Origin of the sequence: Actinocorallia longicatena, assembly GCF_039534125.1 — a bacterium.
Classification (GTDB): Bacteria; Actinomycetota; Actinomycetes; order Streptosporangiales; family Streptosporangiaceae; genus Actinocorallia; species Actinocorallia longicatena.
This window is the reverse complement of sequence record NZ_BAAAUV010000024.1, coordinates 81,524-107,066: the sequence shown is the minus strand read 5'-3', so window position 1 is coordinate 107,066 and position 25,543 is coordinate 81,524. Positions and strand designations below refer to the sequence as shown.

The 25,543-nt window shown below is 70.9% G+C and carries 18 protein-coding genes and 1 tRNA gene; 17 read left to right on the top strand and 2 right to left on the bottom strand.

Going from position 1 to position 25,543, the window contains the following annotated elements; genetic code table 11:
* The first annotated feature begins 56 nt into the window (after positions 1-56).
* Both ABD785_RS32860 and ABD785_RS32855 read left to right on the top strand, forming a co-directional pair.
* On the top strand, positions 57-3,425 hold the full coding sequence (locus tag ABD785_RS32860; protein WP_344836103.1) for a LamG domain-containing protein: 3,369 nt from the start codon (positions 57-59) through the stop codon (positions 3,423-3,425).
* A 41-nt stretch (positions 3,426-3,466) separates the two neighbouring features.
* A complete protein-coding gene (locus tag ABD785_RS32855; RefSeq protein WP_344836100.1) occupies positions 3,467-9,625 on the top strand; it encodes an RHS repeat-associated core domain-containing protein in 6,159 nt (2,052 codons plus the stop codon).
* A gap of 93 nt (positions 9,626-9,718) precedes the next feature.
* On the opposite strand, the gene ABD785_RS32850 is transcribed toward ABD785_RS32855, so the two are convergent.
* Positions 9,719-9,790, bottom strand: a tRNA-Arg gene (locus ABD785_RS32850).
* A gap of 125 nt (positions 9,791-9,915) precedes the next feature.
* Between ABD785_RS32850 and ABD785_RS32845 the strand changes: the two genes are divergently transcribed.
* The 13 genes from ABD785_RS32845 (at position 9,916) to ABD785_RS32785 (ending at position 23,208) form a co-directional block, all read left to right on the top strand.
* Positions 9,916-10,284: a response regulator transcription factor gene (locus tag ABD785_RS32845; protein ID WP_344836137.1), complete on the top strand. Its 369-nt coding sequence runs from the start codon at positions 9,916-9,918 to the stop codon at positions 10,282-10,284.
* A 43-nt stretch (positions 10,285-10,327) separates the two neighbouring features.
* Positions 10,328-10,972 (top strand): anticodon-binding protein, encoded by a 645-nt coding sequence (locus ABD785_RS32840; RefSeq protein ID WP_344836098.1) that lies wholly within the window; start codon positions 10,328-10,330, stop codon positions 10,970-10,972.
* Positions 10,969-12,366, top strand: coding sequence for a diaminopimelate decarboxylase (gene lysA, locus ABD785_RS32835; RefSeq protein ID WP_344836096.1), 1,398 nt, complete (start codon positions 10,969-10,971; stop codon positions 12,364-12,366). The genes ABD785_RS32840 and lysA overlap by 4 nt, the downstream gene beginning before the upstream one ends.
* A gap of 11 nt (positions 12,367-12,377) precedes the next feature.
* The gene (locus ABD785_RS32830; protein ID WP_344836093.1) at positions 12,378-13,646 is read left to right on the top strand and encodes a homoserine dehydrogenase; all 1,269 of its coding nucleotides are present in this window, start codon (positions 12,378-12,380) and stop codon (positions 13,644-13,646) included.
* 129 nt (positions 13,647-13,775) lie between these two features.
* Positions 13,776-14,831 carry a threonine synthase gene (gene thrC / locus ABD785_RS32825; RefSeq protein ID WP_344836090.1) on the top strand — a complete coding sequence of 352 codons (1,056 nt, stop codon included), beginning with the start codon at positions 13,776-13,778 and terminating at the stop codon, positions 14,829-14,831.
* The gene (thrB, locus tag ABD785_RS32820) at positions 14,828-15,733 is read left to right on the top strand and encodes a homoserine kinase (RefSeq protein ID WP_344836087.1); all 906 of its coding nucleotides are present in this window, start codon (positions 14,828-14,830) and stop codon (positions 15,731-15,733) included. Before thrC ends, thrB begins: the two co-directional genes overlap by 4 nt.
* A 274-nt stretch (positions 15,734-16,007) precedes the next feature.
* On the top strand, positions 16,008-17,981 hold the full coding sequence (rho, locus tag ABD785_RS32815) for a transcription termination factor Rho (protein ID WP_344836085.1): 1,974 nt from the start codon (positions 16,008-16,010) through the stop codon (positions 17,979-17,981).
* Positions 17,982-18,147: 166 nt separating this feature from the next.
* Positions 18,148-19,410: a sensor histidine kinase gene (locus ABD785_RS32810; protein WP_344836082.1), complete on the top strand. Its 1,263-nt coding sequence runs from the start codon at positions 18,148-18,150 to the stop codon at positions 19,408-19,410.
* A gap of 17 nt (positions 19,411-19,427) precedes the next feature.
* The gene (locus ABD785_RS32805) at positions 19,428-20,048 is read left to right on the top strand and encodes a response regulator transcription factor (protein WP_344836080.1); all 621 of its coding nucleotides are present in this window, start codon (positions 19,428-19,430) and stop codon (positions 20,046-20,048) included.
* 115 nt (positions 20,049-20,163) lie between these two features.
* Complete coding sequence (gene rpmE / locus ABD785_RS32800) at positions 20,164-20,382, top strand: 50S ribosomal protein L31 (protein WP_344836077.1); 219 nt, start codon at positions 20,164-20,166, stop codon at positions 20,380-20,382.
* 88 nt (positions 20,383-20,470) lie between these two features.
* The gene (prfA, locus tag ABD785_RS32795; RefSeq protein WP_344836135.1) at positions 20,471-21,520 is read left to right on the top strand and encodes a peptide chain release factor 1; all 1,050 of its coding nucleotides are present in this window, start codon (positions 20,471-20,473) and stop codon (positions 21,518-21,520) included.
* 4 nt (positions 21,521-21,524) lie between these two features.
* A complete protein-coding gene (gene prmC, locus ABD785_RS32790) occupies positions 21,525-22,385 on the top strand; it encodes a peptide chain release factor N(5)-glutamine methyltransferase (protein WP_344836074.1) in 861 nt (286 codons plus the stop codon).
* A 34-nt stretch (positions 22,386-22,419) separates the two neighbouring features.
* The gene (locus tag ABD785_RS32785; protein WP_344836071.1) at positions 22,420-23,208 is read left to right on the top strand and encodes an L-threonylcarbamoyladenylate synthase; all 789 of its coding nucleotides are present in this window, start codon (positions 22,420-22,422) and stop codon (positions 23,206-23,208) included.
* Here ABD785_RS32785 and ABD785_RS32780 read toward each other — a convergent pair.
* Positions 23,196-24,152 (bottom strand): DUF2207 domain-containing protein, encoded by a 957-nt coding sequence (locus ABD785_RS32780; protein ID WP_344836132.1) that lies wholly within the window; start codon positions 24,150-24,152, stop codon positions 23,196-23,198. The genes ABD785_RS32785 and ABD785_RS32780 overlap by 13 nt on opposite strands.
* A gap of 334 nt (positions 24,153-24,486) precedes the next feature.
* Between ABD785_RS32780 and ABD785_RS32775 the strand changes: the two genes are divergently transcribed.
* Both ABD785_RS32775 and ABD785_RS32770 read left to right on the top strand, forming a co-directional pair.
* Positions 24,487-24,948 (top strand): hypothetical protein, encoded by a 462-nt coding sequence (locus ABD785_RS32775; protein ID WP_344836068.1) that lies wholly within the window; start codon positions 24,487-24,489, stop codon positions 24,946-24,948.
* Between the two features lie 62 nt (positions 24,949-25,010).
* Positions 25,011-25,481 carry a hypothetical protein gene (locus ABD785_RS32770; RefSeq protein WP_344836065.1) on the top strand — a complete coding sequence of 157 codons (471 nt, stop codon included), beginning with the start codon at positions 25,011-25,013 and terminating at the stop codon, positions 25,479-25,481.
* Positions 25,482-25,543 lie beyond the last annotated feature (62 nt).

Genomic DNA, 25,543 nt, shown 5'->3' with positions numbered 1-25,543 from the left:
ACCGGGCTGCCGCACCATTCACCGGACCCCGGTCCGGAGGCTACGAGGGAGCCCGAATGGTGCGCTGGCACAAACTGCTGTTCGCGATCGTGTTGCTGGTCCCGGCGGCGGTGGTGCTGCCCGCCGGGACCACGATCGCCGCCGTCCCCCGGGGCGCCCCCGACCCCGGCTCCGCGGCGGCCGCCGCCCGCAAGGGCGGTGTCCCGGTCGAGGATCTGTCCGCCCGTACGGAGACCTCCCGGGTCGTCGCGGAGCCGGACGGCGCCTGGACGATGGAGTCCTACGTCCTGCCGCAGTGGACCCGGCGTCCCGGCGGAGCCTGGGCCGACGTGGACACCACGCTCGCCCGGCTCCCCGACGGCACCCTGGCGCCGAAGGCGAGCACCGCCGACGTCCGCTTCTCCGCGGGCGGGACCGGCCCCGCCGTCACCCTCCGCAGGGACGGCCACGACTTCACCCTGACCTGGCCTGGAACGCTCCCCGCCCCGGTCGTCGAGGACGACTCGGCCACCTACCGCGACGTCCTGCCCGGCACCGACCTCGTCGTGCGCGCCACGAGCACGGGCTTCTCCCACTCCCTCGTCATCAGGACCAGGGAGGCCGCCGCCGACCCGGCGGTCCGCAGGATCAGGTTGCGGACGGGCGGCGACGTCAAGATCTCCGGAACCCCCGACGGCGGCCTGCGGATCGCCGCGGGCTCCACCGCCGTCGCCACCGCGGGCGGCGCCCTCATGTGGGACGCCAAGGGCGGCACCGGCCCGGGACGCGACCCCGTCGCCGGCCCGTCCGACGAGGCCCGCCGCGCCAAGGTCGGCCTCAGCCACGCGGCCGGCGAGCTGACCCTCGTCCCGGACGCCCGCCTCCTGGACGATCCCGCCACCGTCTTCCCCGTGGTCGTCGACCCCGACTACTCCAGCGGCGTCACCCGCTGGACCTACGCCACCTCCGACAACAGCAACTCGCCCACCACCGACAACGTGGTCCAGTCGGCCGACTCGAAGGGCCCGAACGTCCGGGTCGGCAAGGACGTCGACGTCGGGAAGCTGCTGCGCACGTTCCTCCAGTTCCCGATGGCCGTCACCGGGCACGACCTGCGCGGCAAGCACATCCTGGGCGCCAAGTTCTCCGGCAACGTCGACCACACGAGCCTGTGCAGCGTCAACAAGCCGAACCACATCTACCGCAGCGCCGCCATCGCGGCGACGCCCCGGCAGTCCTGGCCGGGCCCGGCGCTCCAGTACCACCTGGGCAGCCTGTCGAAGCACGCCAACGAGAAGGCGTGCAGCGAGCCCAACCAGCGGTTCGAGCTCAACAACGGCCTCCTGCTGTCGGACATGATCACGGCGGCGCGCGACAACTGGCCGACGTACACGATCGGCATGGCCGCCGTCGAGCCGGGCGGGACGGGCGAGAACACCACCGACCGGTGGATGCGGTACTTCCTCAACGACTTCAGGCTGGCCGTGAGCTACAACACCTATCCCGGCACCCCCGACCAGCTCGACACCTCGGGACGCGCCTGCGTCACCGGCACGGGACGTCCCTGGATCACCGACACGACGCCGGAGCTGAAGGCGCGGCTAACCGACGGCGACCCCGAGACCGACATGAAGCTCCAGGCCGACTGGGCGAGGATCCTGCCCGACGGCACCTACGGCCCGGTCCTGGGCACCGTCGAGCAGGCGAACCTGACCGCGGGCACCACGGGCCGGGTGACCCTGCCCGAGCTGGAGGACGGCGGCCTGTACGCCTGGCGGGCCAGGGCCCACGACGGCACCGACGTCAACAAGGCCGACAGCGGCTGGTGCGAGTTCGCGATCGACGCCACCCGGCCGGACCAGGCGCCGGGCGTGTCCTCGCCCCTCTACAAGGACGACCTGGAGAACTATTACGGGTCGATCGGCAGGACCGCCGACTTCACCTTCACCCCGAACGGCGTCACCGACGTCGCCGGATACGAGTTCGGCTGGTCCGACCCGCCCACCACCTACGTCGCCGCACCCTCCCTCGGCGCCGCCCTCACCCGGCAGCTCACCCCGCCGCCGCCCGACCCGGCCGACCCCTCCCGCGGCGGCCAGCTCACCCTGCACGTCCGCAGCGTCGACCGCGCGGGCGCCAAGAGCGACATCACGCGGTACACGTTCCTGATCGGCTCGGCCTCGGGCCCGGCCGGCGCCTGGAAGCTGGACGAGAGCGGCGGCACGACCCTCGCCGACTCCTCGGGCCGCGGGCACCCCGCCACCCTGGCCCAGGGCACCGCCGGCACCCGCGGCCATCTCGTCGGCGAACCGGCCGTCACCCTCGACGGGGTCGACGACCAGGCCGCGACCGTGGGACCCGTCCTGAACACGGGCGGCAGCTTCACCGTGGCGGCCTGGGTGCGGCCGGACAACGCGGCGGCCACCGGCCAGACGATCGTGAGCCAGCTCGGCTCGCGGACCGGCGCCTTCGTCCTCCAGAAGACGGGGAGCACCTGGTCGCTGGCCGTCGCCTCCGCCGACTCCGACACCCCGGCCGTGGTCCGCGCGAGCTCCGCCACGGCGCCCGTCCAGGGCGTGTGGACCCATCTCGCCGGCGTGTACGACCGCGAGAGCGGAACCGTCCGGCTCTACGTCAACGGCGTCCCTGCCGGGACGGCCACCGGCGCCGCGCCCTTCGACGCCACCGGCCCCCTGACGATCGGACGGGGCAGGTCCGCCGGGGCCCCGGCCGACCCCTTCGGAGGAGCGGTCTCCGACGTCCGGGTCTGGGACCGGGTCGTCCCGCCCGCCGAACTCGCCGAGCTGGGCGCCACCCAGGTCGGCTGGTGGAAGACCGACGGCGACGGCGCCGACGCCTCGGGCCACGGCAACGACGCAGTCCCCACCGCCGTGACCTGGACCGAGGACCGCCGCGACACCCCCGACGCCGCCGCGGCCCTCAACGGCGCCGCCCGGCTGACCACGCCGGGACCGGTCCTGTACACCGACCAGTCGTTCACCGTCTCGGCCTGGGTGCGGCTGAACGAGACCGGCCAGTACGAGCGGACGGCCGTCGCCCAGGCGGGCACGACCGTGTCGCCCTTCTACCTGGGGCTGCGCCACGACGCCCAGAACGTCGCCCGGTGGTCCATGCAGCTGCGCCCCGCCGACAACGAGACCTGCTGCCCCGACGCCGCCGTGGGCGGGACCGTCAAGCAGGGTCAGTGGCAGTTCCTGGTCGGCGTCTACGACGCGGCGGCCGGCAAGGTCCGCCTCTACGTCGACGCGGTGAAGGTCGCCGAGGTCTCGCGCGCCACCCGCCTCTGGAACGGCGCGGGACCGCTGACGATCGGCTTCGGCAAGTGGGCCGCCGCCGGTGACCACTGGCTCGGCGACCTCGACGAGATCCGCGTCCACCAGGGCGTCCTGCCCGAATCCGAGATCGCCCGGCTCCACACCCGCTGACGACCCCGACCCCTCGAGTTCCCCCCACCGGGAGGATGTTCATGCCCATTCGACGAGTGACGGCCAGGCCGGCCCTGCTGCTGGCCATGGCCCCCCTGCTCGCGATCCCGCTCTTCGGCCAGATCCCCGCCATCGCCGCGGCCGCCGACCGGCTGCAGGCCCAGATCGACCCGGAGGTCCCGGGAGCCACCGTCAAACCCGTCAGGACTCCGCCCGGCCGGACCGGCACGCCCTTCAAGGGCGCCGAACCCGTGTGGCCGGGCGGCGGTGACGCCGTCGTCGCCCTGTCCGGAGACCGGCAGGTGGCCGCGGGGGCCCTGCCGGTCACCGTGGCAGCCGGAAAGCGGCCCGACGGCCGGTCGGTCGCGGGCACCGCGGCGCCGGAGAAGGTCCGCGTCGAGGTCCTCGACCGGCGGGCCGGTGGCGGCCCGGTGCTGCGGATCTCCCGCGCCGACGGCGTCGACGCCCGGGGCTCGGTGCGGGTGAGCGTGGACTACGCGAAGTTCCGCGACGCCTACGGCGCCGACTGGTCCACCCGGCTGAGGCTGGTCCAGGACGGCTCCCGCGTCCTGCCCACCACCAACGACCAGGACCAGAAGACCGTCACGGCGGACGTCGAGGTGGCGCCGCCCGGCCCCGCCACGGGCGTCGCGGCCGCCGGCACCCTGGTCGCGGTGCAGGCCGCTCCGTCGGGCCCGTCGGGGGACTACTCGGCGACGTCGCTCCAGCCGTCGTCGGCCTGGACCTCCGGCGGCTCCTCCGGCGACTTCACCTGGAACTACCCGCTGCGCCTGCCCCCCTCACCGGGCCCGGTCCCGAAGGTCTCCCTCGGCTACTCCTCGCAGTCCGTGGACGGCCGGATGGTCTCCTCCAACAACCAGCCGTCGATGATCGGCGAAGGCTTCGACTGGTCGCCGGGGTACCTCGAGCGCAAGTACAAGAGCTGCACCGACGACATGTCCGGCGGCAACAACTCCACCAAGACCGGCGACCAGTGCTGGGCCACCGACAACGCCACCCTGTCGTTCAACGGCAAAGGCGGTGAGCTGATCTTCGAGACCGGCAAGGGCTGGCATCTGCGCAACGACGACGGAACGAGGATCGAGCGCCGCACCGGCGGCGTGAACGGCGACAACGACGGAGAGCACTGGGTCGTCACCACCACCGACGGCACCCAGTACTGGTTCGGCCGCAACAGGCTGCCCGGCTGGGCGTCCGGCAAGGCCGAGACCGGCAGCGTGCTCACCTCGCCGGTCTACGGCAACCACGCGGGCGAGCCGTGCCACGCCGCCGCGTTCTCCGGCTCCTCGTGCGCCCAGGCCTACCGGTGGAACCTCGACTACGTGGTCGACGCCTTCGGCAACAGCTCCTCCTACTGGTACGCCAAGGAGACCGGCAAGTACGGCCGCAACGGCTCCTCCACCGACCTCGCCTCCTACGACCGGGCCGGGTACCTCACCCGGATCGACTACGGGACGCGCTCCGACACCGCCTACGGCACCGCCCCCGCCCAGGTCGTCTTCGACATGGCCGACCGCTGCCTGGCGAACTGCACGAGCAAGACGGCGACGTCCTGGCCGGACGTCCCGTGGGACCAGGAGTGCACCGCCTCGCCCTGTTACACCGGAGCGCCCACCTTCTGGACCACCAAGCGCCTGGCGAAGGTGACGACGCGGATCTGGAACGGCACGGCCCCCGCGCCCGTCGAGTCCTGGACCCTCACCCACTCCTTCCCCGACCCCGGCGACGGCACCAGGGCGGGCCTGTGGCTCGACCGGATCTCCCACTCCGGCCTGACGGGCGGCACCGCCTCGGTGCCCGACGTGAGCTTCACCGGCGTGCAGATGCCCAACCGGGTCGACGCCACCGATCACTCGCCCGCGATGAACTGGTGGCGCCTCGCCCAGATCAGCACCGAGACCGGCGGGAAGATCTCCGTCGCCTACTCGGGCCCCGACTGCGTGGCGGCCAGCAGGATCCCCTCCGCGCCGGAGAGCAACAAGCTGCGCTGCTACCCGGTGAAGTGGACGCCGCCCGGCCTGACCGATCCCGTCACCGACTACTTCCACAAGTACGTGGTCACCGCGGTGACCGAGAACGACCTGACCGGCGGCGCGCCGCGCACCGTCACCGCCTACGAGTACGTCGGCGACCCGGCCTGGCACTACACCGACGACGACGGGCTGGTGAAGGCCGACTCCAAGACCTGGTCGGTGTGGCGCGGCTACGGCACCGTCCGCACCCGCAAGGGCGATCCGGGCGAGCAGACCCTGTCCGAGGCCCGCTACTTCCGCGGGATGCACGGCGACAAGCTGCCGACCGGCACCCGCGCCGTCACCCTGCCCGCGGCGGGCGGCGCCCCGGCCGTCGAGGACGAGGACGCCTACGCCGGGATGACCCGGCAGTCGACCGTCCTCAACGGCGCGGCGGAGGTCTCCGGCGAGGTCACCGAGCCCTGGCGGTCGGCGCCGTCGGCCAGCCGGACGATCAACGGGGTCGCGGTCCACGCCAGGTTCACCGGCACGGCCGCCACCCACGGCAGGACCGTCCTGGACGGCGGAAAGGTCCGCACGACGACCGTCCGCAACACCCTGGACGCCTACGGGATGGTCACCCAGGTCGACGACGCGGGCGACGAGGACGCCCCCGGCGACGAGAGCTGCGTCAAGACCACCTTCGAGCCGCGCAACACCGCCCGGTGGCTGGTCTCCTACGCCCACCGCACGGAGACCTACGCGGTGCCCTGCGGCACCGCGCCCGCGAGCGAGAAGGACGTGATCGGCGACGAGCGCACGAGCTACGACGGCCAGGCCCACGGCACCGCCCCGGTCAACGGCGCCAAGACGGTGACCGAGGTCCTGAAGACCTGGACGCCGACGGCCCGCACCTACCTCGTCTCCTCGAAGGCCGTCTACGACGTCCAGGGCCGGGTCGTCGAGGCCAGGGACGTCAAGGACAACAAGACCGTGACCGCCTACACCCCGGCCACCGGCGGCCCGGTCACCGCGAGCACGGTCACCAGCCCGCTCGGCTGGAAGACGACGACCACGCTGGCGCCCTCCTGGGGCCTCCCCACGAAGATCGTCGACAACAACGGCCGGACCACGGAGCTGGCCTACGATCCGCTGGGACGGCTCACCTCGGTGTGGCTGCCCGGCCGCGCCAGAAGCGAGAGCGCCTCCGCCACCTACGCCTACCGGGTCAGGAACGACGGCCCGGTCGCCGTGACCACGTCGAAGCTGAACGCCGCCGGCGGCTACACGACCTTCCACACCCTCTACGACGGCCTGCTGCGCCCCCGGCAGTCGCAGGCGCCCGAGGCGGGCACCCTCGGCGGCCGGATCATCACCGACACCCTCTACGACACCGCCGGCCGCACCTGGAAGACCAACGAGGCCTACGTCGCCGACGGCGCCCCGGTCACCGACCTCTTCCAGCCCTGCCTGGGACGGCCCCAGCCCTGCGACCCCGACGCCCAGATCCCGGCCCAGACCCGCAAGACCTACGACGGCGCGGGCCGCGAGACGGCCTCGGCCTTCCTCGTCAAGGGCCGCGAGAAGTGGCGCACCACCACCGTCCACGGAGGCGACCACAAGGACGTCACCCCGCCCGCGGGCGGCACCCCGACCACGATCTACACCGACGCCCGCGGCCTCATGACCGAGCAGCGCCAGTACAAGGGCGATACGGCCGCGGGCGACTTCGACGCCACCACCTACTCCTACACCCGCAAGGGCGAACTCGAGAAGATCACCGACCCGGCCGGCAACACCTGGACCAACGGCTACGACCTGCGCGGCCGCAACGTGACCGTCGCCGACCCGGACAAGGGCACCACGACCAGCGCCTACAACGACGCGGGCGAACTGGTCTCGGTGACCGACACCGACGACCAGAAGCTCATCTACGCCTACGACGCCATCGGCCGCCGCAAGGAGCTGTACGCCGGTTCCGTGGCCCCGGCCAACAAGCGCGCCGAGTGGACGTTCGACACGGTCGTCACGGGCCAGCCGTCCGCCTCGACCAGGTACGAGGGCGGCAACGCCTACACCCGCGCCGTCACCGCCTACACCACCGACTACAAGCCGAAGACCGTCACCTACACGATCCCGGAGGCCGAGACGGGCCTCGCGGGCACCTACACCTACGAGCACACCTTCACAGGGAACGGCCTGCCCGCCACGACGAAGCTGCCCGACCTCGACGGCACCGGCGGCCTGCCCGCCGAGACCCTCACCCAGGGCTACACCGCCCTGGACAAGCCGCGCACGCTCAGCACGTCCATCGGCGCGACCACCTACGTCGACTCCACCTCCTACACGAGGTTCGGCGAGCTCGCGGTGTTCGGCCGCCGCAACGCGGGCGGCAGGTTCATGGACACCGGCCTCTACTACCAGGAGGGCACCCGCCGCCTCGAACGCATCCTGACCACGAAGGAGACCGCTCCCGCGGCCGTCACCGACCTCAACCTCACCTACGACGCGACGGGCAACGTCACACGGCTGGCCGACACCCCCGCCGCGGGCGTCCCGGACGTCCAGTGCTTCACCTACGACCACCTGCGCCGGCTCACCGAGGCCTGGACCCCGGGCGGCGGCGACTGCGACCCCGATCCCTCGGCGGCGGCCCTGGGCGGCCCGGCGAAGTACTGGCACACCTGGTCGTTCGACCTGGTCGGCAACCGGACGAAGCTGGTCGAGCACGCCACGGCGACCGGCGACGTCACCACCGCCTACCGCTACCCGGCGCCCAAGGCGTCCCAGCCCCACACGCTCCTGGGCACGACCAGGACCGACTCGGCCGGGGCCGTGAACGCCGCCTACACCTACGACGATCAGGGCAACACCCTCACCCGGCCCGCGCCCACCTCCGGCGACCAGACCCTCACCTGGGACGTCGAGGGGCACCTGGCCACGAGCCGCGACACCACCGGCACCAGCGGCAACCTGTACGACGCCGACGGCGACCGGCTGATCCACCGCGATCCGGGCGGCAAGACCCTCTACCTTCCGGACCAGGAGCTCCGGACCACCACCGCGGGGATCAAGACCTCGACCCGCTACTACACCCACTCCGGGCAGCAGGTGGCCGTGCGCACCTCCACCGGCCTGACCTGGCTGGCCTCCGACCACCAGGGCACCCAGACGGCGTCGGCCCACCCGGTCACCCAGGCCGTCTCCCGAAGGCGCCAGCTCCCCTACGGCGATGCCCGGGGCACCACGGCGGCCTGGCCGTCCGGCATGGACAAGGGCTTCGTCGGCGGCACGAACGACTCCACGGGCCTGACCCATCTCGGCGCCCGTGAGTACGACGCCCGGATCGGGAGGTTCATCAGCGTCGACCCGGTGATCGACCCCAACGACCCGCAGCAGCTGCACGGCTACGGCTACTCGGTCGCCAACCCGATCACCATGTCGGACCCGGACGGCCGCCTCCCCGGCTGGATGAAAGCCGTCGGCAGCCTCGTCAAGAACCAGGTCGAGGCGCACGTCGAGGCGGCCAAGACCGCCGTGGCCGCCGTTGGGAACGCGGTGAGCACCGTGGGCAGTGTGCTCTACGAACAAGCCGGGAACATCTCGGCCGTCTCCGGGGTCCTGGCGATGGTCACCCCGCCCCCGCTCAACCTGGTCCTCGGCGGCATCTCCCTGGTGGCGGGCGCGGTCGACGCCTACAAGAGCTGCAGCGAGGGCAAGCCACTGGAGTGCGGGCTCGGCGTCGTCAGCCTGGTCCCGGGGGTGGCAGGGCTACGGGCCGGTTCCAAGGTCTACAAGGCCAGGGACGCGCTCAAACTGGCCGACAAGCTCGCGGGTGAGGCCCAGGACGGGATCAAGCTCGCCAAGGTCGGCTACGACGAGGCCCTGATGAAGAACCCCTTCTACGCGGAGTCGCGCAAGGCCTACGACCAGTCGATGAAGAGCTTCGAGGCGACGCTGGATCAGGTCTACCAGGTCAGGTCCCAGGCGCTGACCACGCTCAACAAATGGGTCCCCATCGACAAGCAGTGGACGAAGGTCGGAAATGTCTTCACCTGGGAGAACTGGGGGTTCACCAACCTGAAGTGGAACGGCATGGCGGACTCCCGCGACGAGCTGTACCTGGGCCACCGTCCGCAACCGGTGGTCAGGGCGAGTCCTCCCAGGCCTCAGCCCACCGGCGGATGGAACCCCTACCGGCGCTACGGGGGGCAGCTCCTGGAGTGATCCCGCGGTTCTCCCGGGCGGCTCCCGCGCAGGGGAGCCGCCCGGGAACGGATGAAGGGTGCGAACCGCATGGTTCGCACCCTTCGTTCTCTGCGCTCCCGGCAGGATTCGAACCTGCGCTTTTGCCTCCGGAGGGCAACGCTCTATCCCCTGAGCTACGGGAGCATGTCGCCGGTGGCGACGGGAGTTAAGGCTACCAGGGATCGGGGGGCCGCGCGTACGGGGTTGTTTCCGGGGCGTGGGGGACTCCGGGGCGTTAGCGTTGAGGGGTGGCGGACAGTCTCGGGCGCGTGCTCGTCGTGGATGACGATGAGGTCATCAGGCAGTTGATCGCCGTCAACCTGCAGCTGGAGGGGTTCGAGGTCGACACGGCCGTGGACGGCCTCGACTGCCTGGAGCGGGTGCGCGACGTCGCCCCCGACGTGATCACGCTGGACGTGATGATGCCCCGGCTCGACGGCTGGGAGACCGCCGTCAAGCTCCGCGAGGATCCGGAGACCGCCGGAATCCGGGTGGTGATGATCACTGCCAGGGCGCAGGACCGCGACGTCGTCAGGGGTCGCGAGATCGGCGTCGACGCCTATGTGACCAAGCCGTTCGACCCCAACGAGCTGATCAGGACCGTCCGTGACCTGGCGAGCGGGAACCGGCCCGTTTAAAGGGGTTGAGGTGTCCACATGCTGGTCGGCTACCCTCACCAGAGTGACTCCCGGGGAAGCGGACGCGATGGTGGTGGCGGCGGTGCGCGCCGCGACCGGCACCGTCGTGGCCTCGGCCGCACTCGCCTGGGAGGACACCTACGTCTCCGCGGTGGCCCTCCGGAACCGGCTCGATCCGGGTCCGGTCGCCGCCGAGATCGCGAAGGCCCCCAATGTCTCACATGTCGAGACGCGCGGGCCCGGCCTGCTCGCGATCCATCTGGCCGTCCCCGGAGAGGTCGCCGCCGCGATCGGCCGTGATCCCCGGTACGGCGGGGGTGGAAGGATGGGTCCGGGGTGGCCGGATCTTCCCAGGACGTTCGAGAACCCGGGCTTCCGGGTGCGGTTCGCCCATGAGAGGGCCTGCGCGGTCGTGCGCAGGGCCCGCGACCTCGGCGTGCCGCCCGGAGACCTGACGGCGCTCGACGGTGAGTCCAGGCTGCTCGGGCTGCTGGCCGGGTTCGAGGGGCACCGAAAACCGGTGCTCCAGCTGGAACGCATCGCGGACGCCTACCACGACGTCTACGAGCGATCCCGCGAGGAGCCCACCCCACGGCACGGCGCGCGAGTGGTCCTCGCCGGCGCCGTGCGCGTCACTGTGAGCAACGGGCTGGCAAGGCTCGGCGAGACGGCAAGAGAGAGACTGTGAGCAGCAGAGTTCATCCGGCTGGGGACAGGCACGCGGACGTGCTTCCCGGCGATCACCCGCTTCCGCCGCCGGCGGATCTCAACGAGATCGCGCCGCAGGTCTGGCCGCGCACCGCGCGCCGGCGGGACGGCGCGCTGACCGTCGGCGGGGCCGACGTCCGCGATCTGGCGTCGGAGTTCGGCACCCCGCTGTACGTCCTGGACGAGGACGACTTCCGGCAGCGGGCCCGCGAGTACGCCCAGGCGTTCGCCGACGGCTCCGTCCACTACGCGGGCAAGGCGTTCCTGTCCGGCGCCGTGGTGAAGTGGCTGCACGAGGAGGGCCTCGGCCTGGACGTGTGCAGCGGCGGCGAGCTGGCCCTGGCCCTGGCGGTCGGGTTCCCCGCCGAGAAGATCACCCTGCACGGCAACAACAAGTCGGCGGACGAGCTCGTCCAGGCGCTGGAGGCCGGGGTCGGCCACATCGTCCTCGACTCGTTCGAGGAGATCGCCAGGCTCGGGTTCCACGCCGAGCGGCTGGGCGTGCGTCCCAAGGTCATGCTGCGCGTGACGACGGGCGTCGAGGCGCACACGCACGAGTTCATCGCGACCGCCCACGACGACCAGAAGTTCGGCTTCTCCCGCAACTCGGGCGCGGCGCTCGAGGCGGTCCGCCGGGTGATCGCCCTCGACCAGCTCGACCTGGTCGGCCTGCACTCCCACATCGGCTCCCAGATCTTCGAGCCGGACGGCTTCGAGGTCGCGGCCCACCGCCTCGCCGAGCTGCTGGTGAAGATCAAGGAAGAACACGGTGTGGTCCTGCCGGAGCTCGACCTGGGCGGCGGCTTCGGCATCTCCTACCTGGCGGGCGACGAGCCGATCGACGCCAAGATCATGGCGGACAACCTGCGGCGGATCGTCGCCAAGGAGTGCCTGTCCTACGACCTGCCGGTGCCGCACCTGACGGTCGAGCCGGGACGCGCGATCGTCGGCCCCGGCGGCATCACCGTCTACGAGGTCGGGACGATCAAGGACGTCGAGGGCATCCGCACCTACGTCTCGGTCGACGGCGGCATGTCCGACAACCTGCGCACCGCCCTCTACGGCGCCGAGTACACCGCCGCGCTGGTCAGCCGCGAGAGCGCGGCCGCCCCGATGCTCTGCAGAATTGTGGGAAAGCACTGCGAGTCGGGGGACATCGTCGTGCGTGACCTATGGTTGCCCGAAGATATTGCGCCCGGAGACCTGGTGGCCGTCGCCGCCACCGGTGCGTACTGTCGATCCATGGCGAGCAACTACAACTTCCTTCCGAAGCCCGCCGTGGTGGCGGTGCGCGACGGCAAGGGGCGCGTGATCGTCCGCCGGGAGACCCCGGCCGACCTGTTGAGGCTCGATGCGGAGGTTGGAGAGCGGTGAAACCGGTGCGGGTGGCTTTGCTGGGGTGTGGTGTCGTCGGCACCGAGGTGGTGCGGCTGCTGGAGACGCAGGCGCATGATCTCGAGGCCAGGGTCGGGGCGCCGGTGGAACTCGCGGGGATCGCGGTCCGCAGGCCGGAGCGGGTCCGCGAGGGCGTGCCCGCCGATCTTCTGACGACGGACGCCATGGGCCTCGTCACCCGCGACGACGTCGACATCGTCGTCGAGGTGATCGGCGGGATCGAACCGGCCCGCTCGCTGATCCTCGGCGCGCTGAAGACGGGCAAGTCGGTGGTCTCGGCCAACAAGGCGCTGCTGGCCGAGGACGGCGAGACCCTCTTCGCGGCGGCCCGCGAGTTCGGCGTGGACCTCTACTACGAGGCCTCGGTGGCGGGCGCGATCCCGCTGCTGCGGCCGCTGCGCGAGTCGCTGGTCGGCGACCGGATCCACCGGGTCCTGGGCATCGTCAACGGCACCACCAACTACATCCTCGACCAGATGGACACGCACGGCGCGGGTTTCACCGACGCGCTGGAGGAGGCCCAGGCCCTCGGCTACGCCGAGGCCGACCCGACCGCGGACGTCGAGGCCTTCGACGCCGCCGCGAAGGCCGCGATCCTCGCCCAGCTGTCCTTCCACACCCCGGTCACCGCCGCCGACGTGCACCGCGAGGGCATCACCGAGGTGACGGCCGCCGACGTGGCCGGGGCCAAGGCGATGGACTGCGTCGTCAAGATCCTCGCGATCTGCGAGCAGATCGAGGACAGGGGCGTCTCGGTCCGGGTCTACCCGGCCATGATCCCCAGGACCCACCCGCTGGCCTCGGTGCGCGGCGCCTACAACGCCGTGTTCGTCGAGGCCGAGAGCGCCGGAAGCCTCATGTTCTACGGCGCCGGAGCGGGCGGGGCGCCCACCGCGAGCGCCGTGCTCGGCGACATCGTGGCCGTGGCCCGCAACAAGGTCAACGGCACGTCCGGGCCGGTCGAGACCACGTACGCGGCGCTGCCGATCCTGCCCATGGGCGAGACGATCACCCGCTACTACGTGCAGCTCGACGTCGCCGACCAGGCGGGCGTCCTGGCCCAGGTGGCCGACGCGTTCGCCCAGAACGGCGTGTCGATCCAGGCCGTCCGGCAGGAGGGCCGCGGCGATGACGCCCAGCTCGTGATCGTCACCCACCGGGCTCCCGACAGCGCGCTCGCCGCGACCGTCGAGACGCTCCGGACCCACTCTTCGGTCAGGGAAGTCGCGTCCGTTATGCGGGTGGAAGGCGACGTCTGACCTGCGGTTCTCCTCCTGACCCCGTCCACATGCTGGACGGGGTTAGGTGCTTTCGGGCAGATAACCCATAGACTTCGGCGCATCCCAGCAGGTCACACAGACTCCGTCTTCGGAGTACAGGAGGCAGCCGTGAGCGCTTGGCGCGGGCTGATCGAGGAATACCGCGACCGTCTACCCGTCAGCGAGAAGACGCCGGTCGTCACTCTTCTGGAGGGCAACACGCCGCTCGTCCCGGCGCGCCGCGTGTCCGACCTGACGGGCTGCGAGGTGTTCCTGAAGGTCGAGGGGCTCAACCCGACGGGGTCGTTCAAGGACCGCGGGATGACCATGGCCATCTCGAAGGCGGCCGAGGACGGCGCCAAGGCCGTCATCTGCGCCTCCACCGGCAACACCAGCGCCTCCGCCGCCGCCTACGCGGTCCGCGCGGGCATGACCTGCGCGGTCCTCGTGCCGCGCGGGAAGATCGCCATGGGCAAGCTGGCCCAGGCGCTCGTGCACGGCTCCAAGCTGCTCCAGGTCGACGGGAACTTCGACGACTGCCTCGAACTGGCCCGCAAGCTGGCCGTGGACTACCCGGTCGCCCTGGTCAACTCGGTGAACCCCTACCGGCTCCAGGGCCAGAAGACGGCCTCCTTCGAGATCGTCGACGCCCTCGGCGACGCGCCCGACGTGCACTGCCTGCCCGTCGGCAACGCCGGCAACATCTCGGCCTACTGGATGGGCTACAAGGAGTACGCGAACGACGGGATCGCCGCGAAGACCCCGCGGATGATGGGATTCCAGGCGTCCGGGGCGGCTCCGTTCGTCGCCGGCGGCCCGGTGCTCAACCCGCAGACCATCGCGACGGCCATCCGGATCGGCAACCCCGCCTCCTGGGACCTGGCCGCCGCGGCCAGGGACGAGTCCGGCGGCGCGATCGACGCGGTCACCGACCGGCAGATCCTGGCGGCCTACCGGCTGCTGGCCCGCGAGGAGGGCGTCTTCGTCGAGCCCGCCTCCGCCGCGTCCGTCGCGGGGCTGCTCCAGGCGCGCGAGCAGGGCGTCCTGGCGGCCGGGCAGCGGATCGTGTGCACCGTCACGGGCAACGGCCTCAAGGACCCCGACTGGGCGATCTCGGGCGCTCCCGCGCCGACGACCGTCAAGGTCGACGCCCACGCCGCGGCCTCCGCGCTCGGCCTCGCATGATCCGGAGCGTCACCGTCGAGGTCCCGGCCACCAGCGCCAACCTGGGGCCGGGCTTCGACTCCCTGGGCCTCGCCCTGGAGTACCGCGACGAGGTGACCGTCGAGCCGATCGACGGTCCCGTGGAGATCGAGATCAGCGGAGAGGGCGAGGAACTCGCCCATCTCGGCGAGAAGCATCTGATCGTCAGGGTTTTCCGGCAGGCCTGGGAGCGGATCGGATCCGCCTCGGAACCGAAGGGCGTTCGGCTCACATGTGTGAACCGGATTCCGCACAGCAGAGGCATGGGATCCTCGTCGGCGGCGATCGTCGCGGGGATCATCGCGGCGAAGGCGCTCCATCCGGACGGCGCCCGCTTCGGCGACGCACTCGGTCTCGCCACGGAAATCGAAGGTCATCCGGATAATGTCGCGCCGTGTCTCGAGGGCGGCCTGACGATCGCCTGGACCCGCCCGGACGGCCCTCAAGTCGTCCGTCTGGACCTGGAACGGGAGGTCACGGTGTTCGTGCCGGACACCCGTCTCGACACCAAACGGGCACGCGGGCTGCTACCGGAAACGATCACCCATCACGATGCGGCGGCGAATTCTGCCCGCGCGGCCTTGCTCATTGCCGCTCTCACCAGCAAGATGGGCAACGACGTGCTGCTGGACGCGACCGAAGATCGGTTGCACCAGGCCTACCGGGAACCGGCGATGCCGGCCTCATTGGCACTGGTCGACCGGCTGCGGGCGGCGGGCATTCCGGCCGTGATCTCCGGGGCGGGGCCCACTGTCCTGGCGTTCACAGGCGCATCACAAAGTGAATCGATTGCCCAGAACCTGGGTAATGGGTGGAACATACGCCCACTGAACGTCGCTCCTGAAGGAGCCCGCGTTCGGTCGAACGATTCGCGGACACGCTGACCTCAAGGAATTCAAGTGCACGCTGGTGGTGTTAGGCTGGAAGCCGCACCAGATGCCCCGCTCGGGGCCATGTGCCCGTCGGCATTGCCGATGCGCCTGTGCACCTTCTTCAACTCTGAATTCGTTGGGGACGAGTCCGCGATCATCTGGCTGTATCCAGAAATTCCTTTCGGCGATCACATGATCGCCGGATTCGGCGCCCCCGCCGGATCGAATCACCGGGCTGATCGGGCAGGACACCCGATACAGGCCCGCTCCCTGGGAAGGACCCTTAGTGAGCGAATCCAGCGAACTGCTGAACGACGCGGCCGCGGACGCGCCCGCCCCCAAGCGGCGCCGGACCGGCACCGGCCTGTCCGCCATGGTGCTTCCTGAACTGAAGACGCTCGCGTCGCAGCTCGGCATCAGCGGCACGACCGGGATGCGTAAGAGCCAGCTCATCGCTGCCATTCAGGAGAAGCAGGGCGGCCCAGCCGCCGGCGGTCAGGGAGCTGCCGGTGTCAAGGCCGAGGCCAAGACCGAGAAGGCGACCGAGAGCACGGCCGAGAAGGCTGTGGAGCGGCCCGCGCGACGCGCCCGGACCTCCGCCGCTCAGCGCGAGGACGGCGAGGACCAGGTGACCTCCGAGACCAAGACAGTGGCCGTGGCGGAGAAGCCCGCGCCCGACCGGCAGGCCGAGCGGACGGTCGCCGACCGTCCCGCGGGCTCCGAGGAGCAGCAGGGCGGCGGTGAGGGCGGCCAGCAGCGCGAGGGCCGTCAGCGCAGCCGTGGCGGCCGCGACCGGGACCGCAGGGACCGCAACAGCGACCGGAACGGCAGCGAGCGCGGCTCGCAGGGCGGTGGCGAAGGCGGCGAGCGTCAGGGCGGAGAGCGTCAGGGCGGCGAGCGTGGTGACCGCGGCGACCGCCGTGACCGCCAGGATCGCCAGCAGGGCGGCAACCAGGGCGGCCAGGGCAACCAGGGCGGTCAGCAGGGTGGCGGCCAGCACGGCGGCCAGGACGACGACGACCGCGGCGGCCGTCGCGGGCGCCGTTTCCGCGAGCGCAACCGGGGCCGCGGCACCGGCACGGGCCGCGACCGTTACGAGGCCGACCCCGTGGTCGCCGACGACGACGTCCTGATCCCCGTCGCGGGCATCCTGGACATCCTCGACAACTACGCCTTCGTCCGGACCACCGGTTACCTGCCGGGCCCGAACGACGTCTACGTCTCGCTCGCCCAGGTCCGCAAGAACGGCCTGCGCAAGGGCGACGTCATCACCGGTGCGGTCCGCCAGGCCCGCGACGGCGAGCGCCGCGAGAAGTTCAACGCCCTCGTGCGTCTCGACACGGTGAACGGCATGGAGCCCGAGCAGGCCCGCGGCCGCGTCGAGTTCTCCAAGCTCACCCCGCTGTACCCGCAGGAGCGCCTGCGCCTGGAGACCGACCCCGGCATCCTGACCACGCGGATCATCGACCTCGTGTCGCCGATCGGCAAGGGCCAGCGCGGTCTGATCGTCTCGCCGCCCAAGGCCGGCAAGACGATGGTGATGCAGTCCATCGCGAACGCGATCACCAAGAACAACCCCGAGTGCCACCTGATGGTCGTCCTGGTGGACGAGCGTCCGGAAGAGGTCACCGACATGCAGCGGTCGGTGAAGGGCGAGGTCATCCACTCGACCTTCGACCGTCCGGCCGAGGACCACACCACGGTCGCCGAGCTGGCCATCGAGCGCGCCAAGCGCCTCGTGGAGCTGGGTCACGACGTGGTCGTGCTGCTGGACTCGATCACCCGCCTGGGACGCGCCTACAACCTGGCCGCCCCCGCCTCGGGCCGCATCCTGTCCGGTGGTGTCGACTCGACCGCGCTCTACCCGCCGAAGCGGTTCTTCGGCGCCGCGCGCAACATCGAGAACGGCGGCTCCCTGACGATCCTGGCCACCGCGCTGGTCGAGACCGGCTCGCGCATGGACGAAGTGATCTTCGAGGAGTTCAAGGGCACCGGCAACATGGAGCTCAAGCTCTCCCGCCAGCTCGCGGACAAGCGGATCTTCCCGGCCGTGGACGTCGACGCGTCCTCGACCCGCAAGGAGGAGATCCTCATGGCCCCCGAGGAACTGCGGGTGGTCTGGCAGCTCCGCCGCGTCCTGCACGCCCTGGACACCCAGCAGGCGCTGGAACTCCTTCTCGAGAAGATGAAGGAGACCAAGTCGAACGCCGAGTTCCTCCTCCAGGTCCAGAAGACCACGGTGGCGAACCGCGACGACTAGTCCGGCTCACGTTCCACCGGTGAAGGCCCGTCTCCGCACCAGGAGGCGGGCCTTCCCGCGTCGGGGCGGGGGTTAACCCCACCGGGGGATCGGATGGACGCTCCATGGCGGTGGAGGGCCGGGGGCGGGAGGCTGGGGGCGTGGAGTTGGGAACGAGGGGGTCCGGGTGACACCGCTGAAGCTGGTCAGGGACAGGTCCGTGTGGCTGGGGGCCCTCTATCTGCCGTTGAGCAGCGTGCTGGGGCTGGCCTGGTTCGTCGGGCTGGCCGGGGGGATCCCGCTGGCCGGAGCGCTGACGATCATCTGGGTGGGCGTGCTGCTGTGGGCGCTGCTCTTCCTGGCCCTGCGGTACTGCTCGATCCTCGACCGGCGGGTGATCGAGTTCGTGTACCGGGTGAAGCTGGGCGATCCCTACCGCAGGACGGCCGCGCGGGGGCTGCTCGGCCGGGCCCGGGTCATTCTGACCGACCCGGCGACCTGGAAGGACCTGGCCTTCCAGGTGATCAGGATCCCGCTGTCGTTCGGGTACTTCGTGGTGGCGGCCGTCGGGTGGAGCTTCTGCGTGATGTCGCTGCTGATGCCCGTCATCGCCGCGACGGGCGGCGACGCGCCGCAGGTCTCCCTGGGCAGCCCGACCGTCTACTACCAGTTCGACACGTTCTGGAAGGGCCTGCTGTGGATGCCGGTGGGCGTCCTCGGGACCATCGTGATGCTCTACGTCGTGAAGGGTCTGGGAATGCTGCACGTGGCCCTGTCCACGGCGCTGCTGGCCCCGTCGGAGAAGCAGGCGCTGAAGGCCCAGACGGCCCATCTGAAGGCGTCCAGGGCCCGCGGGGTGGACGCCGCCGAGGCCGAGCGCCGCAGGATCGAACGCGACCTCCACGACGGCGCCCAGCAGCAGCTCCTGGCCGTCGCCATGGACATCGGGCGGGCCAGGTCGAAGCTGAGCAGCGACCCCGAGGCGGCCAGGGAGCTGATCGAGCAGGCGCACAGCGGCGCCAGGGCGGCCATCGCCGAGCTGCGCGACCTCGCCCGGGGGATCTACCCGGCGATCCTCACCGACCGGGGGCTCAGCCCCGCGCTGTCCTCGCTCGCGGCACGGGCGCCGGTCCCCGTGGAGATCATCGTGGATGTCGCCGAGCGGCCGCCCGCGGTCGTCGAGTCGATCGCCTACTTCACGGTCGCGGAGGCGCTGACCAACGTCGCCAAGTACGCCGAGGCCACCGAGGCCCTGGTCAGGGCCGAGCGGACGGGCGAACAGGTCACCGTGTCGATCACCGACAACGGCCGCGGCGGGGCCCGGATCACCCACGGGGGAGGCCTGTCGGGCCTGGCCGACCGGGCCGCGACGATCGACGGGACCCTGTCGGTCGTCAGCCCGCCCGGCGAGGGCACGACGATCACCGTCGTGCTTCCCTGCTCCTGGTAGGCGTGCATGATGGCCTCATGAGGGTTGTGATCGCCGAGGACTCGGTGCTGCTGCGGGAGGGCCTCGTCCGGCTCCTCGCCGACGAGGGGATCGAGACCGTCGCGGCGGCCGGGGACGGCGCCGGGCTGGTCGCGGCCGTCAGGGAGCACGCCCCCGATCTGGCGATCACCGACGTCCGGATGCCGCCGAGCTTCTCCGACGAGGGCCTGAAGGCGGCGCTGGCCGTCCGGCCGACCCCGGTGCTGGTGCTGTCGCAGTACGTCGAGGAGCAGTACGCGACCGAGCTGATCGGCGGCGGCGCGCGCGGGGTGGGCTACCTGCTCAAGGAGCGCGTCTCGGACGTCGAGGAGTTCCTGGACGCCGTCCGGCGCGTCGCGGCCGGCGGAACCGTGATCGATCCCGACGTCGTGGCCCAGCTCCTCGGCCGCAACCCCCTCAAGGACCTGACGCCCCGCGAGCGCGAGACCCTCGACCTCATGGCGCAGGGCCTGTCCAACGCGGCCCTGGCGCGCAGGCTGGTCGTGACCGAGGGCGCGGTGGAGAAGCACATCTCCAACATCTTCGCCAAACTGGGCCTCCAGGCCAGCGGCGACGGCCACCGCAGGGTCCAGGCGGTGCTGGCCTACCTCAAGGAATAGGGGCAGGCCGAGGCACGTTCCGGTATCCGGCATACTTGAGGATGCTCACAGGTCCCGGTTCCCGGCTCCCGATCCACGGAGTCCGACCCGGCGGCCGTCTCGAAAGGGATCTTCCATGAAGGCTGATATCCACCCGAAGTACGTCGTCACCGAGGTGACCTGCACGTGCGGCGCGACGTTCACCACGCGCAGCACGGTGGAGAGCGGCGTCATCCGCTCCGACGTGTGCTCCGCCTGCCACCCGTTCTACACGGGCAAGCAGAAGCTCCTCGACACCGGCGGCCGCGTGGCCCGCTTCGAGGCGCGCTTCGGCAAGAAGGCCGCGGACAAGTAGACAGCTGGCAGAGCCTGGCCGCTCGGCCAGGCTCTCCTTCTGTTCTCCACCTCCACGGTCCGTAGCCACCTAAGGACGAGCAGTGAACATCGATCTCGACGACTTCCTTCGCGAATACGGTGACATCGAGCTGGCGCTCGGCGACCCGGCGGTCCACGCCGACCAGGCGAAGGCGCGCGAGCTGGGCAAGCGGTACGCCCATCTGCGCCCGATCGTCGAGACGTACAAGGTGCTCGAGACGGCCCACGAGGACCTCGAGGCGGCCCGCGAGTTCGCCCACGAGGACAAGTCCTTCGCCGAGGAGGTCACGAGCCTCGAGGCCAAGATCGTCGAGCTGGAGGAGGAGCTGCGGCGCCTGCTGGTGCCGCGCGACCCCAACGACGACAAGGACGTCATCCTCGAGATCAAGTCCGGGGAGGGCGGCGAGGAGTCGGCGCTGTTCGCGGCCGACCTGTTCCGCATGTACACCCGGTACGCCGAGCGCGTCGGCTGGAAGACCGAGATCATCGACTCCCAGCTCTCGGACCTCGGCGGGTTCAAGAACGTCACGGTCGCGGTGAAATCGAAGGACGGCGCCTGGTCGCGGCTCAAGTGGGAGGGCGGCGTGCACCGTGTGCAGCGCGTCCCGGCCACCGAGTCGCAGGGCCGCATCCACACCTCCGCCTCGGGCGTGCTGGTCACCCCCGAAGCCGAGGACATCGACGTCCAGATCGACATGAACGACCTGCGCATCGACGTGTTCCGTTCCGGCGGCCCCGGCGGCCAGTCGGTCAACACCACCGACTCCGCGGTCCGGATCACCCACCTGCCGACCGGCGTGGTCGTGAGCTGCCAGAACGAGAAGAGCCAGCTCCAGAACAAGGAGTCGGCCCTGCGCGTCCTCCGCAGCCGGCTGCTGGCGATCAAGCAGGAGGAGGCGGACGCCGCCGCCTCGGCCGAACGCAAGGCACAGGTCAGGACGGTCGACCGTTCTGAGCGGATTCGTACTTACAACTTCCCGGAGAACCGCATCTCCGACCACCGGGTGGGGTTCAAGGCGTATAACCTCGACCAGGTGATGGACGGTGACCTGCACGCCGTCATTCAGGCGCTCGTTGACGCCGACATGGAACGCAGGCTGGACGAGATTCAGCAGTAGAGAAATGACATTGCTCCTCGATGAGATCGCTCGGGCGACGGCACGACTGGCCGAAGCCGGTGTCGCGTCGCCCAGAGCCGATGCCGAGGAGCTCGCGGCGTCGATCCACGGGGTGACCCGCGGCGCGCTGCACACCCTTCCCGACAGCGCCTTCGACGCCCGGTACTGGGAGGGCATCGCCCGCCGCGAGGCCGGCGAGCCGCTCCAGCACATCACCGGCCGCGCCTACTTCCGCTATCTCGAGCTCATGGTCGGGCCCGGCGTGTTCGTGCCGCGCCCCGAGACCGAGGTCATGGCCGGCTGGGCCATCGACGTGCTCCGCGACATGGACGTCGCCGATCCCGTGGTCGTCGACCTCGGCACCGGTTCCAGTGCGATCGCCCTGTCGATCGCCCAGGAGGTCCCGCAGGCCCGGGTGCACGCCGTCGAGCTGGACCCCGGCGCGCACGAGTGGGCGTCCCGCAACATCAAGAACCTCGACGAGCGCGGCCAGGTCACGCTGCACAACGCGGACTTCGCCGACGCGCTGACCGAGCTCAACGGCCAGGTCGACCTGGTGGTGTCCAACCCGCCCTACATCCCGATGAGCGAGTGGGAGTACGTGCCGCGCGACGTGCGCGACCACGACCCCGCCCGCGCCCTGTGGGGCGGCGGCGACGACGGGCTCGACGCGATGCGGATCGTCGAGGCGACGGCGCGTCGGCTGCTGCGCCCCGGTGGAGTGATCGCGGTCGAGCACAGTGATCTGCAGGGCGCACCCGTCTACTGGATCTTCTCCGAGGAGAACGGCTGGCGCGATCAGCGCAACCGCCGCGACCTCACCGACCGGGACCGGTTCGTCACGGCCCGGCTGACCACCGAGTAGTAGCACTAGCAGAGCCGTACAGGGAGATTGCCGCATGAGCCGCCGATACGACTGCTCGGACCCGATCGAGCGCAGCAGGGGCGTCGCGGACGCCGCCACCTCTTTGCGCCGCGGTGAGGTCGTGGTCCTCCCCACCGACACCGTCTACGGCATCGCCGCCGACGCCTTCACCCCCTCGGCCGTCCAGAAGCTGCTCGACACCAAGGTGCGCGGGCGCGAGATGCCGCCGCCCGTCCTGGTCGGCTCGGTGCGCGCCGCGACCGCCCTCATCGAGGACCTCGGCCCCTACGGCCAGGACCTGATCGACGAGTTCTGGCCGGGCGCGCTGACGATCATCTGCCGGGCGAACCCGAACCTGTCGTGGGACCTCGGCGAGACCAAGGGGACCGTCGCGGTCCGGATGCCGCTGCACGACCTCACGCTGGAGCTGCTGAAGGAGACCGGGCCGCTGGCCGTCTCCTCGGCGAACCTGTCCGGCGCGCCCGCCGCGCGGACGGTCGACGAGGCCGAGCAGATGCTGGGCGACAACGTCGCGGTCTACCTGGACGGCGGCGAGGCCGGCACCGGCGACGCGTCGTCGATCGTCGACCTGACCGGCACCCTGCCGAAGCTGATGCGCCGCGGCGTGATCGCCGAGGACAAGATCCGCGCGGTCTGCGGCGTGCTGCTGCGCGACGAGAACCTCGAGGACGAGGCCGACCCCTGGGCCGGGACCGAGGCCGAGGCCGCCGCGAACGAGCCGGCGATCTCCTTCGACAAGCCGTCCGGCGACGAGGCCGCGATCTCCTTCGACAAGCCCGCCGACGGCCCTCAGTCCTCCTGAGGGCGGGGTCCGCGCCGCCCGCGCCAGGGCGGCAGGGCCAGGGTGACGAGAGCCAGGCCGTAGAGGCTCGGGTCGCCGACGGAGACGAACCAGAAGCCACCGGGGACCATGTCGGCGACGGCGTCCCAGAGGATCAGGACGGTTCCCGCGCCGATCAGCGGCAGGCGCGCCTCGCGCAGCCTGCGCGGCCGCACCAGCAGGGCGAGGACCATCGCTGCCAGGACCGCGACGGGGCCCCTGACCGTGAAGCCGAAGTGGGCGGGCGCGGAGGACGGCGGGGGCGGGTGCAGCGCTCCCGGCCGGAAGGCGGCCCGGACCGTCATGCCCTCCTCGGGCCGCAGGTCGATCTGGGTGAAGTCGGTGACGTTCGGGGTCAGGGCATGTCGCACGCAGCGGGTCAGGGCCTCGGGGCGTCCGGCGAGGCAGCCGGAGCCGAACGGGGCGGGCGCCTCGATCCGCACCGCGGCCTCCGAGACCGGCACCGACCACCGGGTGCCGAGGGCGTCCCAGAGGAACTCGTCGCGGCCGTGGCGCCGGGAGAACGCCCCGTGCACGTCGTAGGTCAGCACGTAGGCGTGCCGTCCGCTGACGGAGTGCCCGGCCCCGATCCGCACCTGCTCACGGTGGGCGAAGGTCCGCCGCTTCACGTTGACGGGCGCGCGCGTGGAGCTGGCCACGCTCAGGTTCGTGATCCGGTAGACGCGGTTCCCCTTGCGGTAGCGGATCTCGCGGAGCAGCCCGTGCCGCTCGACGCCCGCGTAGTCGAAGGTGAACGCCTCCCTGACGTGCACGGTCCCGTCCGTCCGCACCGACAGGACGGCGTCGTAGGTGGGGATGCTCCCCTCGGGTGACCGCCCCCCGCCGGCGAGCAGCGGGAGCCCGGCCAGCACCAGCACCGCGGCGGCGACCGCGATGCCGGAACGGGGGGACAGGCGCGGCATCATCACTCATCGCAGTCTCCCCCGTCCGCGGGGGTGACCGTGCGGCTTCCGAAACGCGATCTTCCGGAAAGTGTGAGCATCATCACATGCAACTGGGTTTTGGATCTGTATCCGGCGCTAGCGCTCGGTATTTCACCAGCTCAGACCGCCTGAATACTCCAGTGTTCAAGCAACCTCGTGATTTTGCATCCATCTTTTGACGCTCCGGGGCCCTCTGAGGTTCGAGAAGAGGACCACTTTGGGCCACGTCAAATCGGCGGATATTGCGGCAATAAAGATGATCTTTCGGAAGTCGCTAACGTTCCTCCAGCAACATCGTTCTGACCAGGGAGAGAACATGCGGCGTATCGCTGCTGTGACCGTGACGACCGCGCTCCTGCTCGGCGGCGTCGGCCTGGCGTCCCCCGCCAACGCCTCGTCCAGTGCTCGTGCGACCAAGAGCTGGTCGACCTTCAACGGCCCGAAGGGCAGCCCCTTCCGCACGATCAAGGGCTACGGCACCTACAAGCGGACCGGCGCCAGCAAGGTCAAGGTCAAGCTCTGCTACATCGACACGAAGAAGAACGGCTGGACCGCAGGCGTCCAGTTCCGGTCCTGGAGCGGCAAGTGGCGCAGCTCGAAGTACCGCTTCCTGACCTACGGCCCGGCGGGCACGCACAACCCGGCCGACTTCAAGTACAAGATCTGCTACGGCAGCTGGTCGTCCTCGGCGGCCAAGCACCTCCAGGTCCGTGAGGTCCTGGTCCGTTCCTCTTCCGGCAAGGCCGCCAAGGTCGGCGCCTGGAAGAAGCTCTACTAGCAGCACCTAGGGCCCGGTGCCAGGGGGCACCGGGCCAACCCCCCACGAAGGAGCAGGACAGCATGCCCTCGAAGTTCATGAAGATCGGTGTCGCGACGGTGATGGCCGCCGGCGCCCTGGTCGTCACCGGTGGTCCCGCCTCCGCGATCCCGAGCGGTACCCACGGCTGGCGCACCGCCAAGTCCCTGTCGGGCGTGACCGCCAACGGCACCTTCAGGCCCTCGCGCTGGAAGGGCGAGCCCACCGCCCTCGTCCGGTACAACATCACGGACACCAACGCCCACGACGGCCGTCTCGCCGCCATCCAGCTGAAGTTCTACGACGCCGACGGCAACTGGGAGTCCTACTACGCCTGGAACACCCGCAACCGCCGGGGGACCGCGACGGGCGGCCAGCACTCCTACTACCGCTACGCGCTGAGCATCCGCGAGTGCCGCGGCACCCAGTACCGCAAGAACGGCAAGCTGAAGTTCCGCGCGTCGAAGTGCGGCGGCTGGCGCACCTACTACCGGGGCACCCGCATCCTCGGCTAGTCACCTCCCCGGAACCCCGGACGTCACCTCTGTGGCGTCCGGGGTTCCGTCGTTCGGGAGGG

Coding starts and splice junctions, on each gene's coding strand:
- ABD785_RS32860 (WP_344836103.1), top strand. CDS start 57: ATGGTGCGCTGGCACAAACTGCTGTTCGCGATCGTGTTGCTGGTCCCG.
- ABD785_RS32805 (WP_344836080.1), top strand. CDS start 19,428: ATGAGGGTTGTGATCGCCGAGGACTCGGTGCTGCTGCGGGAGGGCCTC.
- ABD785_RS32775 (WP_344836068.1), top strand. CDS start 24,487: ATGCGGCGTATCGCTGCTGTGACCGTGACGACCGCGCTCCTGCTCGGC.
- ABD785_RS32785 (WP_344836071.1), top strand. CDS start 22,420: ATGAGCCGCCGATACGACTGCTCGGACCCGATCGAGCGCAGCAGGGGC.
- thrB (WP_344836087.1), top strand. CDS start 14,828: ATGATCCGGAGCGTCACCGTCGAGGTCCCGGCCACCAGCGCCAACCTG.
- rpmE (WP_344836077.1), top strand. CDS start 20,164: ATGAAGGCTGATATCCACCCGAAGTACGTCGTCACCGAGGTGACCTGC.
- ABD785_RS32780 (WP_344836132.1), bottom strand. CDS start 24,152: ATGATGCCGCGCCTGTCCCCCCGTTCCGGCATCGCGGTCGCCGCCGCG.
- prmC (WP_344836074.1), top strand. CDS start 21,525: ATGACATTGCTCCTCGATGAGATCGCTCGGGCGACGGCACGACTGGCC.
- ABD785_RS32770 (WP_344836065.1), top strand. CDS start 25,011: ATGCCCTCGAAGTTCATGAAGATCGGTGTCGCGACGGTGATGGCCGCC.
- ABD785_RS32855 (WP_344836100.1), top strand. CDS start 3,467: ATGCCCATTCGACGAGTGACGGCCAGGCCGGCCCTGCTGCTGGCCATG.